Below are 18,405 nucleotides of genomic sequence, written 5' to 3'. Positions count from 1 at the left end.
CTCCACCTCCCCGGTTGGTGCGCACGTGTGCTCCTGCTGCGAGCTTATTGTGGTCTTACCGGCGGCGTGGCGTGTGCAATACCCCCGCCTCGGCTGGATGAGGATGGTAACCAGATGCGTGGTGACGGTGACGGCTGGTCCCGCGGTCCGGACGGACAGCGGCATTGGGGCCGCTTCGGCGCTGCCGGACTGCTGTTGCGGGCGCCGCTCACCGGCGGCGGTTCGGCGGTGTTGTTGCAGCACCGTGCGCCGTGGAGTCATCAGGGCGGCACCTGGGCGCTGCCCGGCGGCGCCCGCGACAGTCACGAGACCCCGGTGCACGCGGCGGTCCGCGAGGCATGGGAGGAGGCGGGTATCCATCCCGCCGATGTGCGCGTGCGCGGCGAGCGGGTCACCGCGACCGCATTGAGCGGCTGGACCTACGTCACCGTGGTGGCCGATGCCGCGATGACGCTGCCGACCAGTCGCAACCGGGAGAGCAGTGCGCTGGCCTGGGTTCCGGAGGACGAGGTCGACAGCCATCCGCTGCACCCCGGATTCGCCGCTTCCTGGCCGGCGCTGCGTGCGGCTCCGGCGCGCGTCTGCCTCGACGAGGTGCATGTCGATGACGCCGATGCGGTCGCGGCCGTACTGCCGCGCACCGTCGACCTGGCCGACCAGGGATTCGTCTGGCTGCACGCCGAACCGGACGGGCCGGGCACGTTCGCTCGAATTGTCGACCAAGAGCTGGATTCGGCGGCGGTCGAGCAGCCGGATGCGGTCGATCCGATCCTGTCGCTCACCCGTGTGCAACTGCTGTCCTGAGGGATCGGCCGCAGCGCACACCTTCCGCGAACATGCCGTGGAAGTCGCCACAAGTGCGGTCTCGGGCCCGCGCGCACCACACAGCGGATCTGCGGTCGAGCCCGGAGCAATGTCGTGACGACAGCGTGCTCGGCGGGCCGCGGCCCAGTTGAGTGTTCGTGAGCGGTGTCGGTTCGAGGTCGCTGTCTGTAGGTCGGCTGTGTCGGGTGATGGGCAGCGCGGGGCGGGGAGATTGCGCTTTTGGCGGGTTTCGGCCGCGTTCAGTGTTCGTGAGCGGTGTCGGTTCGAGGTCGCTGTCTGTAGGTCGGCTGTGTCGAGTGATGGGCAGCGCGGGGCTGCGAGATCGCGGTTTCGGTGGGTTTCGGCCGCGTTGAGCATTCCCGAGCGGTGTCTGCTCGGGATCATCCTTCGAGAGTTGGCCGAATCGAACATCATCGCCGCACTGGGATCGGGTTGAGCGCGTCTCAGCCGAGGTGAGCGTTCTGCAACAGTGCGGACTTGAGCTGACGCGCCGCGGCCTCCGGGTCGCGGGCCTCGGTGATCGCTCGCACCACCACAACGCGCTCGGCTCCGGCCGCGAGGACCTCGGGCAGCCGCTCGGCGTCGATGCCGCCGATCGCGAACCACGGCCGGACCGGATGGGCGTCGGCGGTGGAACGCACCAGGTCCAGGCCAGCGGCCTGACGTCCGGGCTTGGTCGGCGTTGCCCATACCGGACCGGTGCAGAAGTAGTCGATGTGCTCGTCGATCGCGGCGAGTCCGGCCTGGGCCCGGCTGCTCGTCGAGCGGCCGATCACCACATCGGGTCCGAGGATGCGCCGCGCGTACCAGGGCGACAGATCGTTCTGGCCGAGGTGCAGCACATCCGCACCGGCGGCGAATGCGATATCGGCCCGGTCGTTCACCGCGACCAGCGCACCGTGTCGGCGGGCCGCGGCCTTCAGTTCGGCCAGCGCGCCGACTTCGGCCTTGGCCTCGAGCGGGCCGAACTTCGCCTCACCGGGCGACCCCTTGTCCCGGAGCTGAATGATGTCGACACCGCCCGCGAGCGCCGCCTCGGCGAACCTGGCCAGGTCGCCCTTCTCCCTGCGGGCGTCGGTGCAGAGATACAGCCGGGCGGTAGCCAAACGCTCCCTGGGTGGTAGCGGCCGGTACTGGTGGGAGGGTTGCACGTGCTCGACCGTAGTCGCGCTACCGTGGGGATGAAAATAGTAAGGCAGGTGGAATCAATGCGGACTCTGGCCGTCGTCGGTGGCGGCGTCATCGGACTCGCCGCCGCCTGGCGGGCGGCCGAGGCGGGATGGTCGGTCACCGTATTCGATCCCGCCGTCGGATCCGGAGCGTCCTGGGTTGCCGGGGGAATGCTCGCACCGCTGTCCGAGGGTTGGCCGGGGGAGGATCTGGTCCTCGAATTCGGGGCCGCCTCGCTGGCCCGTTGGCCCGAATTCGCCGCCCGGCTCGAATCCGCGACCGGTATGTCGGTGTTCGTGGCCGATGAAACCCTGACCGTCGCACTGGACGGCGCCGACGCCGCGGACCTGCGCACGGTGGCCGAATGGGTCGGCGGCCACGGCCACGAACTCGAGGTACTGGACCGGGCCGGTGTCCGCGCGCTGGAGCCCGCGCTCGCGCGCACCGTGCGCACCGGTCTGCGCGCCGCCGCGGAACCCGCCATCGACAATCGGCAATTGCTCATCGCGCTGCAAACGGCCTGTGGGACAGCCGGAGTCGAAATGCGCGCGGAAACGGTCGAGTCGCTGGACGCGCTGGCACACGATCAGATCCTGCTCGCCGCCGGCGCGGCCTCGGCGCGGCTGTGGCCGCAGCTGCAGGTCCGCCCGGTCAAGGGCGAGATTCTGCGCCTGCGTCATCGTCCGGGCGCGACACCGCCGCCGCGGCGGGTGATCCGCGCGCGGGTACACGGCAGGCAGGTCTACCTGGTGCCGCGTGCGGACGGAATCGTCGTGGGCGCAACACAATACGAGGCGGGCTTCGATACGACGGTGACCGTCGCCGGGGTCCGCGATCTGATCGCCGACGCCGAGGCGGTGCTGCCGGGCATCGGCGAATACGAGTTGGCCGAGGCCAGCGCCGGATCCCGGCCGGGCACCCCCGACAATCTCCCATTGATCGGGCGACTCACCGACCGGATCGTGACCGCCACCGGTCACGGCCGCAATGGCATGCTCGCGGTCCCGCTCACCGTCGACGCGGTGCAGAGCCTGCTCGACGGCGCAGTTCTCGATGACGCGAAAGCCGCCGACCCCCAACGTTTTTCGACGGCGCACCCGCCGTCGCTCGCCACATCTGCAGGAGGAGTTCGATGACCTCGACCTCGGTCCCCATCGGTGTCACCGTGAACGGGCAGGACCACGAATTCGACCGATCGCTCACGGTGCGTGAACTTCTCGATCGCCTCGGGCTGCCGTCCAAGGGCGTCGCGCTCGCGGTGGACGGTGCGGTGTTCCCGAAGTCCCGCTGGGACGAGCCGGTCGGTCGCGGCTGGCAGATCGAAGTGCTGACGGCGGTTCAGGGTGGCTGACACACGGGAAAACGCAAGCACCCCGGCAGAAATCGGCGCACTGGAGATCGCGGGCAAAAGGTTCGGCTCTCGCCTCATCATGGGCACCGGCGGCGCGGAAAACCTTGCCGTCCTGGAGGAGGCGCTGCTCGCCTCGGGCACCGAACTGACCACGGTCGCCATGCGCCGGGTCGACGCGGTCGGCGGCACCGGCGTACTCGACCTGCTCAAACGGCTGGAAATCATGCCGCTGCCCAATACCGCCGGCTGTCGCACCGCCGCCGAGGCCGTGCTCACCGCGCAGCTCGCGGCCGAGGCACTCGACACCAACTGGGTCAAGCTCGAGGTGATCGCCGACGAGCGCACCCTGCTCCCGGATCCGATCGAATTGCTCACCGCCGCCGAACAATTGGTCGATGCCGGATTCGTCGTACTGCCCTACACCACCGACGATCCGATCCTGGCCCGCCGACTGGAGGACGCGGGCTGCGCCGCCGTCATGCCGCTGGGCGCCCCGATCGGCACCGGACTCGGCATCGGCAACCCGCACAATATCGAGATGATCGTGGCAGGTGCGGGTGTACCCGTGATCCTCGACGCAGGTATCGGCACCGCCAGCGACGCCACCCTGGCCATGGAACTCGGCTGCTCCGCGGTCCTGCTCGCCACCGCCGTCACCCGCGCCCGCCACCCCGCCCTGATGGCGGCCGCCATGCGCAATGCGGTACACGCCGGTCACCTGGCCCGCCAGGCCGGTCGCATCCCCAAGCGCTTCTGGGCCCAGGCCTCCTCACCGGCGCGCGCTGAGTCGGAGTGACCCCATCGCCCAGGGTTCGGCGCTCGCACGGGTTGCGGTGTCGCGGTCAGCTCTGAATCCGACCATTGTTCAATGACGCAGTGGCCGCAGCCGATGCCCGGGTGATTTGGCGGCAAAGGCTCGGTGAGTAGTCACGACCGTCTCGGCGCGAGGTGCTTTCAAGCGATCGTTGAATGCGACCGAGTAGGCCGCGACAGGAGGGGGCAAAAGATGGAAACCGGCACAGTGTGGCGCTGGAAACCGCGTAACGGCACCGGCGTGATCAAACTCGATGACACCGACAGCACGCTTGTTTGGTTCCACCTGTCGGACGCTCGCGGGGATCTCGATATAGCCACGATCGCCGAGGGACTACCGGTCGATGTCGATGTCGAGCCGATCCCGCAGGGGGAGTGCACATGTCGCGCAAAGTCGGTGTACCGAAGAGAGTGATCCTGGCTGTCCAGGAATGGATGCCGTACAGGGGTTTTGCTGGGGCCGTGCTGGGCGCGACGAGTGACGTACCCGACTTTCTCTTCCGCAACTTACGTAGGCAGGCCCGCAGCTTCCGGCGTGAAGACTGGCTGTGGTTGCGTTGCAAGACTTTCCATATCGAAGCAGACAACAGCGGTGATATTCCGCCCCGCCCCCCAGCACCTGGACGTTTGATCACCATGCGCTGGTGCAGGCAAACACCGAGAAGGGCCTGCATCAGCGCATTCTCGACGGATGTTGGGCTGGTTGGGGTGGGATGTGGAACGTTCGTGGGGCGCTGTCTATGCGAGCCAGCAACCCGACCGGCGGTAACCGGCTGATCTGGTCGTTGCAGCTGTCGCCGTACGTGCAGGGCCTAATTGTCGGTGACACGATGGCATGCGGTGCCTACGTCGAGGGCAAGATGCTCGCCGAGCGTAGTCATTCGGCGGTCGAATACGGCCTGGGCGACCACCGTTCGACTACCTTCGACCGCACCCTGGACCCAGGGGGCGATACGGCAGGAGCTAGCTGGGGAGCGGCACCAGGCCAGGGCACCGGCGACTACGCAGTGCAGGGGGAATTTATGCCGGGACTGCTCGGCGAGTTAGCTGCGGTGCATGCCGGTCACCTGGTTCGCCAGGCCGGTCGCATTCCCAAGCGGTTCTGGCCGAGGCCTCGTCAAACGCTGAATCGGGGGGCGGCCCCGTCGCGCGGGTATTCGCAACTCAGGCGCATGAATTGAGCGCCGGAGGCCGCACATACTCGTACGGCCGCCGTAGGCTTGGAGGCATGGGCGCGGATCTCGGGGAACGCCTGCAATCGTTCGGAAGCGGCGCGGCCTGACGCAGCGGGAGCTTGTCGAACTTCTCGGTGTCGCGGTCGGCTGTGGCTGTAGCCGAGCTCAGATCTTGACGTTGGCCCAGCGGGCGAAGCGCGCGAGTGTGTCCGTGCCGCGTCGGGCGTGAGCGATGACGCGAACGGTTTCGTGAACTTGGGGGTGGTTGCGAGTCAATTCCGGAGCCACCATCCGCGCCTGCTCGAGACTGCCGAGTGCGCGCTGCTTGTCGCCGTGCAACAGCCATGCGCGCGACACGTCGATCAGGTGGTGTCCGGCGCGAGAGGGTGCCACCGAGGCAGGTAGGTGGATGCGTTCGGCCCGCGACACAGCGGTGGTCCCATCGGACAACTCGACCGGTACAGCGACGGAGTGGATGGCGACGTTCGAGGGCCGGAATCCGGTCCCGTAGTTGCGGTACCGGTCTTCGCCGATTGCCTCGGCGATATCGCGGGCTTCTCGTAGGTGCGAATCTGCGGCATCGCCGTTGAGTGCGCGGGCGGACAGGATCGACCCGCGCAGGTGCAGCGCGCCGCGCACTGCGAGCAGATCCGGTGTGGTGTTCAGTTGCTCGCTGGCGGTGTAGGCGCGTTCGATCGTTTTCGAGCCCGCGACGTAGGCGCCGGAGTAGAGCAGGATCAACGCCTGGTTGTACTCGGCGGCGATGGGCCAGATCGGGTCACCGCTGCGTTCGGCTGCCCAGCGGCAGCGTTCCGCGGCCAGCCCCGCCAAGTCGAGGTAGCCGTACTGGTAGGCGAACAGCATGGCCTTGCTGTAGGCGTAGGCCAACGTCGAGTGAATGGCTTCGAGTTCGCGGCCGGGATTCTCGTTGTCGGCGAGCATGTGCAGGCCACGGATGACGTCCGGAAGATCTGCGGTCAGATCGGTGTATCGGGCTCGGCGCATACCCTCGCGCACACGATCGAGCGCAGCGGACAGGTCCTCGAATGTGGTTGGCCCGGTGAGGGGTTCGTCGTTGAATGCCACGATCGCGCGCCGCAGCTCGGGAATGGTGGCATGTGCCGCCGCGTCAGCGTGGTCGGGCGTGTACGGCTGACCGGTCAAGTCGCCGATGCTCACTCCCAGCACGCGGGCGATAGCGGCGATGAACGCGGGTGACGCGGGCCGGTCGCCCTGTTCGACTTTGCGTAGCAGCGACAGCGAGACGTTGGCCTTCTGCGCAAGCTGGATCTGCGTCAGCCGCGCGAGCTTGCGTGCCCTGGAGGTGCGAGCGCCGACCCCCATCTCATCCATACCCCAACAGTGCCACACGCTGTGGCGCTTCGCAGCCGCTCGGAGGGGCGACGCTACTGGTCAACCCCGCCGTTGGGCTGACATTTCCGGTCCCCGGCGGCGGGTGCCGACCATGCGAATGAGGGGGTATGCGATGCGAGACGAGCCGACTGCGTTGGGATGGGTCGACCTCGAAACCAGTTCGGCGGCGGACTGGGATGTGGCGCAGGTGCGGCGGCTGGCGCAGCGGCTGGGGTACGCGCTGGTCTGGCCGCCGGAGTTGTCGCCGCTTCCGCTGATCGACCAAGTGCGCTGCGCTGATGTAGATGCTGTGATCACACCGTCGCTCGAACATCTGAATGTGCTTGCGGTGAACGCGATCATGAGTGTGGCCAATGTGGAGATCGTGCTGCCGCGGTTGTCGTTTCATCGTTGGGCGGAGATCGCGCCTGCCGGATGGCTTCGGTGAGCGGGACGGTTGCGTTCGAATTGGCTGTGGCGGTTGGGTTGCCGCTGGCGGTGCTTGTCGGCGCGGTTTGCTGGCCGACCAATGGCCGCGATGACGAGGACGACGAGTAGACAAGGCCCGTCGACTACGGCATGGTGTTGGCTCCGGACACAACGATGGGTTTGCGGCTCACAGTTGCCGCGGATCGCGAAACCGGCCAGCGCCAGCATCCGCTGACGTACAGCGGCTGGTACGTGGCGGGCCGTTCGAAGACCCGCCGCGCCCGGCGCATTAACACGGGCATTGGTCAGGGGGATTCCCTGATGCGGCTCGGGGCCGGTCGGATCCTTCGTCATCCTCGAGGATGATTGAACTAGGCACCATTTAATGACGCGCGTGGCCGCGCGATGAGGAAAGCTGGTCAACATGATCGAGCTGAGAGGCCTGACCAAGCATTACGGGCAGACCGTCGCGGTTCAAGATCTCTCCTTCACCGTTCGACCCGGACAGGTGACGGGGTTTCTTGGGCCGAACGGCGCCGGTAAATCCACCACCATGCGGATGATCCTCGGCCTGGACAAGCCCACCGCGGGCACCGCATTGATCAACGGCAAGCCCTACCACGAGCTGGACCATCCGCTGCGCGCCGTTGGCGCGCTGCTGGATGCCAAATGGGTGCATCCGAACCGTTCGGCCCGCGCGCATCTGCAGTGGATGGCCGCCTCCAATGGCATCGCGATGTCCCGCGTGGACGAGGTGTTGCGGCTGGTCGGCCTGTCCGAGGTGGCGGGCAAGAACGCGGGCGGCTTCTCCCTCGGTATGTCACAGCGGCTCGGCCTGGCCGGTGCGCTGCTCGGCGATCCGCCGGTGCTGCTGTTCGACGAGCCGGTGAACGGCCTGGACCCGGAGGGCATTCTCTGGATCCGCCGTTTCATGCAGCGGCTGGCGGCCGAGGGCAGGACGGTGCTGGTCTCCAGCCATCTGCTTTCCGAAATGGCCCAGACCGCAGAGCATTTGGTGGTGATCGGACGCGGTCAGTTGATCTCCGATTCGACCACACAGGAATTCATCGAGCGTGCCTCGGAACAGTCGGTGCGCGTGCGCAGTCCGCAGCTCGAGCAGTTGCGCAGCCTGCTCACCTCCAACGGTCTGACCGTTCGTGAAGACGGCGCGGGCCAGGACGGCGCCGCGCTGGTGGTCGCCGGGGTGACCAGCGACGCGGTCGGCAAGCTCGCGGGCGCCAATGACATCACCCTGTTCGAGCTGGCGCCGCAGCGGGCCTCGCTGGAGGAGGCCTTCATGCGGATGACCGGTGGCGCGGTGCAGTACCACGGTGAAGGTCTCGACCAGGTGATGGGAGGTGCGCTCTGATGGGCGTGCTGGCAGCGGAACGAATCAAGCTCACCTCGACCAGGTCGCCCTGGTGGTGCTCGGCCATTGTGGTGGTGCTCGCCCTCGGCCTGGCCGCGCTGTTCGCGGCGGTGGCCCGCTCGTCATCGGGCAAGGAGAACGCACTGGATCTGACCGTCGCCACGGCGGTCGGCGGGATCAGCGGATTCGGCGTAATGGTCCTGATGATCATGGCCACCCTGACGGTGACCAGCGAATACCGCTTCGGCATCATCCGGACGACCTTCCAGGCGACGCCGCACCGCGCGAAGGTGATCGCGACCAAGGCCGGTCTGGTCGGTGTGTACGGCGCGGTGCTCACCATTGTGCTGGCCTTCGCCGCCTTCGCGATCGCCAAGGCGGTCGGCGGCGATGCGGGCAGCAATTTGACGCTCTCCGGCGGCGATGCCTGGCGCGAGATCTACGGCATCCCGATCTACGCGCTGCTCAGTGTGCTCCTCGCGGTCGGCATCGGTGTGCTGGTGCGGCAGTCGGCCGCGGCGATTTCACTGATCGTCTTGTGGCCCTTGCTGATCGAGCCGCTGCTCGGCGCCTTCGGCAGCTTCGGGCGCAATGTGCAGCCGTTCCTGCCCTTCGCGAACGCGAGCCATTTCTACAGCGCCACCGAATCGACGGCGAACTGGCACTGGGGACCGTGGGGCAGCCTGCTCTACTTCGCCGCCTTCGTCGCGATCGTCTTCGGCGCCGCGCTGTTCGTGGTCAACCAGCGCGACGCCTGATATCGGCTACCCGAGTTGCCCTCCCTCGCCACTCGGGTGATGGGCGCCGACCTTGTCGGGAGGTCCGCGCGCCCGGTGCACCGTTCGCCACTGCCCGGCGGACGGTGTCATCGGCCCGGTGTGTGAATCCCCTTCCACACCGGGCCGATGTGTATTTCGGGATAATCCGGGCGACATTGTGAATTTCCAGAAAACTGTGATTTGCGTCGCTTCCATCGGGAAGCGATGCTCGTTACGCTCGGGAACAGCAACCAGTGAGTTATCTATCGGTGGACCCGCTGAAGTGCCCGCTGAGTCTGATCTAGGGGTGGCAGATGGCGGTAATAAGTAACCCGCCGACGGTTGGTCGGCTGAGATACGCTCGGGGCGTGACCGAAACACCTTCCGGCGGTGCAGCGCCCGCGTCGGAGCCGGAGGACGAGGGCGGTGTAGCGCCCGAGGTGTCCATACCCTTGGTGCCCGCCGATGAGGACGACACACCGCGGCGTTCCGGTTCGGGATTTCCTCGCGGGCAGCTCTCCGCACTGATGAATGCCGCGAACCAGCGGCCGGACCTCATCGGTGCCCTGCGCAAGGCGCGCGAACAGCTGCCCGGTGACCCGTCTTTCGGTGACCCACTGTCGGTTTCGGGTCCGGGCGGTGCGCGTGCAGTTGCGCGTGCGGCGGACAAGTTGGTCGGAGATGCGCCGAGTGCGGCCAGGGAAATCGGCTTCGGCGCACTGCAGGTCTGGCAGGCCGTGCTGGAGCGCGTTGGTCGCGGACATGGTAGCGAAGAAATAACTGTGATGTTCACCGATCTGGTGGCGTTCTCGAGTTGGTCGCTCTCAGCGGGCGATGAGGCGACCCTCGAACTGTTGCGGGTGGTAGCCAAGGCCATCGAACCGCCCATTGCCGATCGCGGCGGTCAGGTGGTCAAGCGCATGGGCGACGGTGTGATGGCCGTATTCACCTCGGCCGATCGCGCATTGCGCGCCGCCGTGCAGGCCAAGCGCAATCTGGCCGAGGTCGACGTGCGCGGCTATCGGCCGCAGATGCGGATCGGCCTGCACACCGGCACACCGCGCGAGATCGGCGGCGACTGGCTCGGAGTCGATGTCACGATCGCCGCGCGGGTGATGGAGGCCGGAGGCAATGGCAACACCATGCTGTCGGAGGCCACGTTGCAGTCGCTGGCGCCGGAGACGTTGGGGGAACTCGGATTCGTGGTCAAGCCGTACCGCCGCAGCTTCTTCGCGGCGCCGTTGAGCGGTGTACCCGAGGACCTGCGGATCTTCCGGCTGTCGAAAGGCTGATCTACATCAACCACAGGGCCGCGGCCGCGGCCGCGAGTACGCCGAGTACCGCGAGGGCGATGGCAAGCGGCCGGGTGGTCTTCCAGGTGGCGTAGGCCCCGCCGAGGAGGAATCCGGCCAGGGCGAACAGGATGACGGAGGGCATTCGCCCATTCTGCCCGGCGTCCAGGGCGTTCATACCGTGACCTGGCCACATGTCCAATTAACAAGCACGCGTGCTTGCTTTTTTCTGGATCGAGTGTGATGCTGGACCCGGGAACGCGGACTCCACCGGCGGCGCAACGCGGCGCGCCGGGACGGTTCGCCGCACAGGAGGGCCTTCCAGCTGATGAGTATGCTGGCCGCCGATCCGGAGCTGATCCGAATCGGCAACTGTTCCGGGTTCTACGGTGATCGGCTCAGCGCCATGCGGGAGATGCTCGATGGCGGGCAGCTCGATGTGCTCACCGGGGACTATCTCGCCGAGTTGACCATGCTGATCCTCGGCCGCGACCGGATGAAGGATCCGAGCCTGGGCTATGCCAAGACCTTCGTCCGGCAGATCGAGGACTGCCTCGGGCTGGCGCTGGAACGCAATGTCCAGATCGTCACCAATGCCGGTGGACTCAATCCGGCCGGGTTGGCGGAGAAGCTGCGCAAGGTCGCCGCGGATCTCGGCCTGGACGCCAAGATCGCCCACGTCGAGGGGGACGACCTGCTCGGCCGGGCAGGCGAACTCGGCCTCGGTGCGCCGCTCACCGCCAATGCCTACCTCGGTGCCTGGGGCATTGTCGAATGTCTGAACGCGGGCGCGGATATCGTGGTCACCGGACGGGTCACCGACGCCTCGGTGATCGTCGGCCCCGCTGCCGCCCATTTCGGTTGGGGGCGAACCGATTACGACCAGTTGGCCGGTGCGGTGGTGGCCGGACATGTCATCGAATGCGGCACCCAGGCCACCGGCGGCAATTTCGCGTTCTTCACCGAATTGGCCGATCTGGGCCGCCCCGGCTTCCCGATCGCCGAGGTGCGCAGGGACGGCAGCAGTATCATCACCAAACACCAGGGCACCGGCGGAGCGGTCACCGTGGATACCGTTGCGGCGCAGCTGATGTACGAGATCCAGGGCGCGCGTTACGCGGGGCCCGATGTCACCGCGCGGCTGGACAGCATCGAGCTGAGTTCGGACGGCCCCGATCGGGTGCTGATCGGCGGTGTGACCGGCGAAGCGCCGCCGCCGCAGCTGAAGGTCTCCCTCAATACGCTCGGCGGCTTCCGCAATGAAGTGGAGTTCGTCCTCACCGGACTCGATATCGAGGCGAAAGCCGCACTCGCACAACGACAGCTGGAGTCTTGGCTGCCCGTGCGGCCCGCCGAGCTGACCTGGACGCTGGCGCGACTGGACCGGCCGGATGCCGAAACCGAGGAGCAGGCCAGTGCCCTGCTGCGCTGCGTGGTTCGCGATCCGGATCCGAACAAGGTCGGTCGCGGCTTCTCCAATGTCGCGGTCGAGTTGGCGTTGGCCAGTTATCCGGGGACCAACTTCACCAGTCTGCCCGGCAATGGATCGCCGTACGGCGTGTACACGCCGGGATTCGTCGACGCTGCCGAGGTGCCGCATGCGGCGGTGCTGCCGCAGGGCACCCGCGTCGATATCGAGCCGGCATCGGATACCAGGGAATTGGCCGAGGTCGCCGCACCCGAGCTGCCGGAACCGTTGCCCGCCAGCGAAACTCGCCGCGTCCCGCTCGGCACGATCGCACTGGCGCGCAGTGGCGACAAGGGCGGCAATGCCAATATCGGCGTGTGGGTGCGCACCGATGAACAGTGGCGCTGGCTGGTGCATGCGTTAACGGTCGAGCGGGTCAAACAATTGCTGCCCGAGGCCGCGCCGCTGACCGTCACCCGGCATGTGCTGCCGAATCTGCGTGCCGTGAACTTCATTATCGAAGGTCTACTCGGACAGGGGGTGGCCTATCAGGCCCGATTCGATCCGCAGGCCAAGGGGCTCGGCGAATGGCTGCGCTCGCGTCATATCGATATCCCGTTGGAGTTGTTATGAATTCAGTATCGCGAAGCGATTCGACCGGGGGCGATGGCCGGGCGGCGGATGGGCACCCGTGGAATACGCCGGAGCGTCGCGAATTGCGCTCGACTGTACGAGGTTTCGCCGAGCGGGAAGTCCTCCCGTATCTCGACGACTGGGAGCGCAATGGTGAGATTCCGCGCGAACTGCACAAGAAGGCCGGAGCGCTCGGCCTGCTCGGCATCCAATTCCCGGAATCCGCGGGCGGTTCCGGCGGTGACGGCATCGACGCCATGATCGTCTGCGAGGAGATGCACCAGGCCGGTTGTTCCGGTGGTCTGTTCGCCTCCCTGTTCACCTGCGGTATCGCGGTGCCGCACATTGTCGCCTCGGGCAATGCGGATCTGATCGAACGCTTCGCGCGCCCGACCCTGGCCGGGGAAAAGATCGGTTCGCTCGCCATTACCGAACCGGGTGGCGGTTCCGATGTCGGCCATCTCACCACGACCGCGCGCCGCGATGGCGACCACTACATCGTCAATGGCGCCAAGACCTACATCACCTCGGGTGTGCGTGCAGATTTCGTGGTGACCGCGGTGCGCACGGGTGGCCCTGGCTCCGGCGGGATTTCGCTGCTGGTGGTGGAGAAGGGCACGCCGGGATTCACCGTCAGCCGCAAGCTCGACAAGATGGGCTGGCGCGCCTCCGATACCGCCGAACTGTCCTATGTGGATGTCCGGGTGCCGGTGGAGAATCTGGTCGGCGCCGAGAATTCCGGTTTCTATCAGATCGCGGGCGCCTTCGTCAGCGAACGCGTCGGCCTCGCGGTGCAGGCGTATTCGCAAGCGCAGCGCTGTCTGGATCTGACCCTGGAATGGGTGCGCAATCGAGAGACCTTCGGCCGCCCGCTGATCAGCAGGCAGGCCGTGCAGAATACGGTGACCGAAATGGCTCGCCGCATCGATGTGGCCCGGGTCTACACCCGAGATGTGGTGCGGCGCAGCGCAGATGGGGAAACCGATCTGATCGCCGAGGTGTGCTTCGCCAAGAACACCGCCGTCGAGGCGGGCGAATGGGTGGTCAACCAAGCCGTGCAGCTCTTCGGCGGCCTCGGTTATATGAGCGAATCCGAGGTCGAGCGGCAGTACCGCGATATCCGCATTCTCGGCATCGGCGGCGGCACTACGGAAATCCTCACCGGCTTGGCCGCGAAACGATTGGGGTACCAGTCTTGACGACACTACGAACCACGCTCGATACCGCGTCGCCGGAGTACGCGGCCGCGGCCACGGCCATGACCGCCAAACTCGGTGAGGTCGAGGCCGAATTCGCCAAGGCCATCGCGGGCGGCGGCCCGGATAAGCTGGCCCGGCACCGCAAGCGCGGCAAGCTGACCGCGCGCGAACGCATCGAATTGCTCATCGACGAGGATTCGCCGTTCCTGGAGCTGTGCCCATTGGCCGCATGGGGCAGCGACTTTCATGTCGGTGCCAGCGTGGTGTGCGGAATCGGCATTGTCGAGGGCGTCGAATGCATGATCGTCGCACCGGATCCGACCGTGCGCGGCGGTACCTCGAATCCGTGGACACTGCGCAAAAACCTGCGCATGAACGATATCGTCATGCAGAACCGACTACCGGTGATCGGCCTGGTCGAATCCGGCGGCGCGGATCTGCCGACGCAGAAGGAAGTCTTCGTGCCCGGCGGGCGGATGTTCCGGGATCTCACCCGGGCGTCCGCGGCCGGAATCCCCACCATCGCCTTGGTTTTCGGCAACTCCACCGCCGGTGGCGCATATGTCCCGGGTATGTCGGACTACACCGTCATGATCAAGGAGCGCTCCAAGGTATTCCTCGGCGGACCGCCGCTGGTCAAGATGGCCACCGGCGAGGAGTCCGATGACGAATCGCTGGGCGGCGCGGATATGCATGCGCGCGTCTCGGGTCTGGCCGATTACCTGGCGGTCGACGAACAGGACGCGATCCGCATCGGCCGCTCCATCATCAAGCGGCTGAACTGGAAGAAGCAGGGGCCCGCGCCCCGCGCCGAGGTGATCGAACCGCTCTACGATCAGGAAGAGCTGCTCGGCATTGTTCCGTCCGATCTGAAGATTCCGTTCGACCCGCGTGAGGTGATCGCCCGCGTTGTCGACGGTTCGGATTTCGACGAGTTCAAACCGCTCTACGGCGGCAGTCTGGTCACCGGATGGGCGGAACTGCACGGCTATCCGGTCGGCATTCTCGCCAATGCGCGCGGTGTGCTGTTCTCGGAGGAGTCGCAGAAGGCGACCCAGTTCATCCAGCTCGCCAACCAATCGAATACGCCACTGCTGTTCCTGCACAACACCACCGGCTACATGGTCGGTAAGGAATTCGAGCAGAAGGGCATCATCAAGCACGGCGCGATGATGATCAATGCGGTCTCGAATTCGAAGGTGCCACATATTTCGCTGCTGATGGGCGCGTCCTACGGTGCGGGGCACTACGGCATGTGCGGTCGCGCCTACGACCCGCGGTTCGTTTTTGCCTGGCCCAGTGCGAAATCCGCCGTTATGGGCGGTGCGCAGCTGGCCGGAGTGATCTCGATCGTGGGCCGGGCGGCCGCGGAGGCCAAGGGCATTGCGTTCAACGAGGAGGCCGATGCCGGGATGCGCGCGATGGTGGAGGCGCAGATCGAGGCCGAATCGCTGCCGATGTTCATGTCGGGGCGGCTCTACGACGACGGCGTGATCGATCCCCGCGATACCCGCACGGTATTGGGAATGGCCTTGTCCGCCATCCACAATGCCCCAGTCAAGGGCGCCGAGGGCTTCGGCGTCTTCCGGATGTGAAGGGCCGAACAATGACAGCATCGCGTAGCGATTCGGTGAGGGGCGGTGGCCGGGTGGCGGGTGGGCTTAGCAATGTTCTGGTCGCCAACCGGGGTGAGATCGCCCGCCGGGTATTCGCCACCTGCCGCCGCATGGGTATCGGCACGGTCGCGGTCTACTCCGACGCGGATGCCGCGGCACCGCACGTCGCGGAGGCCGATGCGGCGGTGCGCCTGCCGGGAAGCACTCCGGCGGAGACATATCTGCGCGGCGAGCTGATCATCGAGGCGGCCCTGGCCACCGGTGCCGATGCCATCCACCCGGGTTACGGATTCCTTTCCGAGAATGCCGAATTCGCACGTTCGGTGCAGGCGGCCGGACTGGTGTGGATCGGCCCGCCGGTGGAGGCCATCGAGCAGATGGGCTCGAAGGTCGCCTCGAAGAAGATGATGGACGCCGCCGGTGTTCCGGTGCTCGCCGAACTCGATCCGGCCGAGGTCACCCCCGCGCATCTGCCGGTGCTGATCAAGGCCTCCGCCGGTGGTGGCGGTCGCGGCATGCGCGTGGTGCGCGACCTCGCCGATCTGGAATCCCAGATCGCGGCCGCGCGCCGGGAAGCCGAATCCGCCTTCGGCGATCCGACGGTGTTCTGCGAGCGGTACCTGGAGACCGGCAGACATATCGAGGTCCAGGTCATGGCCGATACCCACGGCACCATCTGGGCGGTCGGCGAGCGTGAGTGCTCGATCCAGCGCCGCCATCAGAAGGTGCTAGAGGAGGCGCCGTCGCCGCTGGTGGAGCGGATCGACGCCATGCGCGCGTCCGGCCCGGAGGCACGCGGTGGGGGCCGTCAAAGCGGTACCCCGCAAGGTGTACGCGCGCACGCAGGGCCCGCGCGCATGGCCGATGGACAGAGCATGCGGGAGCGGCTTTTCGAGGCCGCCGAGCTGGCCGCCGGTGCGATCGGTTACACCGGTGCCGGAACCGTGGAATTCCTCGCCGACGAGGCGGGCGAATTCTTCTTCCTGGAGATGAATACCCGTCTGCAGGTGGAACATCCGGTCACCGAATGCACGACCGGACTGGATCTGGTGCGCGCGCAGCTGGAGGTCGCGGCGGGCGGTGCCCTGGCCGCCGCCCCGCCGCCGCTGCGTGGACACTCGATCGAGGTCCGGCTCTATGCCGAGGATCCGGCGCACGAGTGGCAGCCGCAGAGCGGCACGGTGCATCGGCTCGAAATCCCGTCGGTGCTCACCGAGTTCGACATACTCGACCGGCCGGGGGTGCGACTGGACACCGGTGTGGTCGACGCTTCGGTTGTCGGGGTGCACTACGACCCGATGCTCGCGAAGGTCATCTCCTACGCCGAGACGCGCGCCGAGGCCGCACGCCTGCTGGCAACGGCATTGCAGCGCGCCAAGATTCACGGTCTGGTCACCAATCGCGATCTGCTGGTCCGTGTGCTGCGCCACCCGGCATTTCTCGCCGGAGACACCGATACGGCCTTCTTCGACACCCACGGACTGGACGCGCTGTCCGCACCGCTGGTCTCGGAGGCCGATGAATCGCTGTCGATCGTGGCCGCCGCACTCGCGGATGCCGCGGCGAATCGCAAGGCGGCCCGGGTAGGCGGGGGATTGCCCGCGGGCTGGCGGAACCTGCCGTCGCAGTCGCTGCACAAGTCGTATGAAAGCCGTACCAGCGGAACACATGACATCGGCTACCGTTTCACCCGCACCGGCGTCACGGTGGACGGTCACGACGGCCTCGAACTGGTAGCAGCCGGACCCGACCGGGTTGTGCTCGCGGTTCCGGGTGAACGCGGACTGGTGCGTCGGCAATTCGATATCGCCCGCTACGGGGATCTGGTCTGCGTCGATTCGCCGCTCGGACCGGTCTCGGTGCGCAGGCAGCCGCGGTTCAGCGATCCGGCCGATCAGGTCGCATACGGTTCGCTGCTCGCGCCCATGCCGGGCAGCGTGATCCGGATCGGCGCCGAGGTCGGCAGCGCCGTCGAACAGGGCCAGCCGATTCTGTGGCTGGAGGCGATGAAGATGGAGCACACCATCTCCGCGCCCGCCGCAGGTGTGCTCAGTGCCCTCAATGTCACTGTCGGCCAGCAGGTCGATGTCGGCGCCCTACTCGCCGTCGTCGATCCCACCGAAATCCAGGAGAACCAATGAGCTTCATCGAAACCGACGAGCAGAAGGCGCTGCGGGCCGCGGTGGCCGCGCTCGCCGCGAAGTACAGCTACCGCGATTATGTGCTGCCGAAGGCGCGCAAGCACGAACCGCTCACCGAATTGTGGGATGAGGCAGGAAAACTCGGCTTCCTCGGGGTGAATCTGCCCGAGGAGTACGGCGGCGGTGGCGCGGGCATGTACGAGCTCTCGCTGGTCATGGAGGAGCTGTCCGCCCAGGGCGCGGGCCTGCTGTTGATGGTGGTCTCACCGGCCATCTGCGGCACCATCATCACCAAATACGGCACCGACGAGCAGAAGCAGCAGTGGCTGCCCAAACTCGCCGACGGCAGCGGCAAGATGGTCTTCGGCATTACCGAACCGGACGCCGGCTCGAATTCACATCAGATCACCACCACCGCGCGCCGTGACGGCGAGGACTGGATCCTCAACGGCCGCAAGATCTTCATTTCCGGCGTCGACCAGGCCGAGGCGGTGCTGATCGTCTCCCGCACCGAGGATCACAAGACCGGCAAGCTCAAGCCCGCGCTGTTCATCGTGCCGACCGATGCCCCCGGCTTCGTCAAGACGCCGCAGGAAATGGACATTATCGAGCCGGACCACCAGTTCACCCTATTCCTCGATGACGTGCGGCTGCCGTCGGATGCGTTGGTCGGCAAGGAAGATGCCGCGCTGATGCAACTGTTCGCCGGTCTCAACCCGGAGCGGATCATGGGTGCGGCCATGGCCGTGGGCCTGGGCCGCTATGCCATCGAACGCGCCGTCGAGTACGCTAGGGAACGCACGGTGTGGAAGACGCCGATCGGTGCGCACCAGGGCATTTCGCATCCGCTCGCGGCGGTGAAGGTCGAGGTGG

18 protein-coding genes are annotated in these 18,405 nt (G+C 66.7%); 15 read left to right on the top strand and 3 right to left on the bottom strand.

Annotation, left to right across the window (positions count from 1 at the left end):
- Positions 1-114: 114 nt before the first annotated feature.
- The gene (locus tag ABZW16_RS19975) at positions 115-804 is read left to right on the top strand and encodes an NUDIX hydrolase (RefSeq protein WP_354957418.1); all 690 of its coding nucleotides are present in this window, start codon (positions 115-117) and stop codon (positions 802-804) included.
- Positions 805-1,268: 464 nt separating this feature from the next.
- Here ABZW16_RS19975 and thiE read toward each other — a convergent pair whose 3' ends face one another.
- Positions 1,269-1,976, bottom strand: a complete 708-nt coding sequence (gene thiE, locus ABZW16_RS19970) for a thiamine phosphate synthase (protein ID WP_354957417.1) — start codon at positions 1,974-1,976, stop codon at positions 1,269-1,271.
- A 57-nt stretch (positions 1,977-2,033) separates the two neighbouring features.
- On the opposite strand from thiE, the gene thiO reads away from it, so the two are divergent.
- From thiO to ABZW16_RS19945, 5 genes are all read left to right on the top strand, one after another.
- A complete protein-coding gene (thiO, locus tag ABZW16_RS19965) occupies positions 2,034-3,131 on the top strand; it encodes a glycine oxidase ThiO (protein WP_354957416.1) in 1,098 nt (365 codons plus the stop codon).
- A complete protein-coding gene (gene thiS / locus ABZW16_RS19960) occupies positions 3,128-3,346 on the top strand; it encodes a sulfur carrier protein ThiS (RefSeq protein ID WP_354957415.1) in 219 nt (72 codons plus the stop codon). The genes thiO and thiS overlap by 4 nt, the downstream gene beginning before the upstream one ends.
- Positions 3,339-4,142 (top strand): thiazole synthase, encoded by an 804-nt coding sequence (locus ABZW16_RS19955; RefSeq protein WP_354957414.1) that lies wholly within the window; start codon positions 3,339-3,341, stop codon positions 4,140-4,142. Before thiS ends, ABZW16_RS19955 begins: the two co-directional genes overlap by 8 nt.
- Positions 4,143-4,352: 210 nt before the next feature.
- Entirely contained in the window at positions 4,353-4,574 is a 222-nt protein-coding gene (locus ABZW16_RS19950) for a hypothetical protein (RefSeq protein WP_354957413.1), read from the top strand.
- A 229-nt stretch (positions 4,575-4,803) separates the two neighbouring features.
- The gene (locus ABZW16_RS19945) at positions 4,804-5,340 is read left to right on the top strand and encodes a hypothetical protein (protein WP_354957412.1); all 537 of its coding nucleotides are present in this window, start codon (positions 4,804-4,806) and stop codon (positions 5,338-5,340) included.
- 159 nt (positions 5,341-5,499) lie between these two features.
- On the opposite strand, the gene ABZW16_RS19940 is transcribed toward ABZW16_RS19945, so the two are convergent.
- Positions 5,500-6,687: a helix-turn-helix domain-containing protein gene (locus ABZW16_RS19940; protein WP_354957411.1), complete on the bottom strand. Its 1,188-nt coding sequence runs from the start codon at positions 6,685-6,687 to the stop codon at positions 5,500-5,502.
- Positions 6,688-6,820: 133 nt separating this feature from the next.
- Here ABZW16_RS19940 and ABZW16_RS19935 point away from each other — a divergent pair, with 133 nt between their 5' ends.
- The 4 genes from ABZW16_RS19935 (at position 6,821) to ABZW16_RS19920 (ending at position 10,535) form a co-directional block, all read left to right on the top strand.
- The gene (locus ABZW16_RS19935) at positions 6,821-7,135 is read left to right on the top strand and encodes a hypothetical protein (RefSeq protein WP_354957410.1); all 315 of its coding nucleotides are present in this window, start codon (positions 6,821-6,823) and stop codon (positions 7,133-7,135) included.
- Between the two features lie 405 nt (positions 7,136-7,540).
- Positions 7,541-8,485 carry an ATP-binding cassette domain-containing protein gene (locus tag ABZW16_RS19930; RefSeq protein ID WP_354957409.1) on the top strand — a complete coding sequence of 315 codons (945 nt, stop codon included), beginning with the start codon at positions 7,541-7,543 and terminating at the stop codon, positions 8,483-8,485.
- The gene (locus tag ABZW16_RS19925) at positions 8,485-9,243 is read left to right on the top strand and encodes an ABC transporter permease (RefSeq protein WP_354957408.1); all 759 of its coding nucleotides are present in this window, start codon (positions 8,485-8,487) and stop codon (positions 9,241-9,243) included. Before ABZW16_RS19930 ends, ABZW16_RS19925 begins: the two co-directional genes overlap by 1 nt.
- 527 nt (positions 9,244-9,770) lie before the next feature.
- Positions 9,771-10,535, top strand: a complete 765-nt coding sequence (locus tag ABZW16_RS19920) for an adenylate/guanylate cyclase domain-containing protein (RefSeq protein ID WP_354957455.1) — start codon at positions 9,771-9,773, stop codon at positions 10,533-10,535.
- Position 10,536: 1 nt separating this feature from the next.
- Here the strand turns inward: ABZW16_RS19920 and ABZW16_RS19915 are convergent, their stop codons facing one another.
- Positions 10,537-10,680, bottom strand: coding sequence for a hypothetical protein (locus ABZW16_RS19915; RefSeq protein WP_354957407.1), 144 nt, complete (start codon positions 10,678-10,680; stop codon positions 10,537-10,539).
- A 183-nt stretch (positions 10,681-10,863) separates the two neighbouring features.
- Between ABZW16_RS19915 and ABZW16_RS19910 the strand changes: the two genes are divergently transcribed.
- From ABZW16_RS19910 to ABZW16_RS19890, 5 genes are all read left to right on the top strand, one after another.
- Positions 10,864-12,576 carry an acyclic terpene utilization AtuA family protein gene (locus ABZW16_RS19910; protein ID WP_354957406.1) on the top strand — a complete coding sequence of 571 codons (1,713 nt, stop codon included), beginning with the start codon at positions 10,864-10,866 and terminating at the stop codon, positions 12,574-12,576.
- The gene (locus tag ABZW16_RS19905; RefSeq protein ID WP_354957405.1) at positions 12,573-13,775 is read left to right on the top strand and encodes an acyl-CoA dehydrogenase family protein; all 1,203 of its coding nucleotides are present in this window, start codon (positions 12,573-12,575) and stop codon (positions 13,773-13,775) included. Before ABZW16_RS19910 ends, ABZW16_RS19905 begins: the two co-directional genes overlap by 4 nt.
- Positions 13,772-15,370 (top strand): carboxyl transferase domain-containing protein, encoded by a 1,599-nt coding sequence (locus ABZW16_RS19900; protein ID WP_354957404.1) that lies wholly within the window; start codon positions 13,772-13,774, stop codon positions 15,368-15,370. Before ABZW16_RS19905 ends, ABZW16_RS19900 begins: the two co-directional genes overlap by 4 nt.
- Positions 15,371-15,381: 11 nt before the next feature.
- A complete protein-coding gene (locus ABZW16_RS19895) occupies positions 15,382-17,532 on the top strand; it encodes a biotin carboxylase N-terminal domain-containing protein (protein WP_354957403.1) in 2,151 nt (716 codons plus the stop codon).
- On the top strand, positions 17,529-18,405 hold an 877-nt coding region (locus tag ABZW16_RS19890; protein WP_354957402.1), incomplete at its 3' end, for an acyl-CoA dehydrogenase family protein. The genes ABZW16_RS19895 and ABZW16_RS19890, both read left to right, overlap by 4 nt.

The sequence above is a fragment of the Nocardia sp. NPDC004604 genome (genome assembly GCF_040609795.1).
Taxonomy (GTDB): domain Bacteria; phylum Actinomycetota; class Actinomycetes; order Mycobacteriales; family Mycobacteriaceae; genus Nocardia.
Note: the sequence above shows the minus strand (reverse complement) of the source record. Positions and strands in the feature narration are given on the sequence as shown.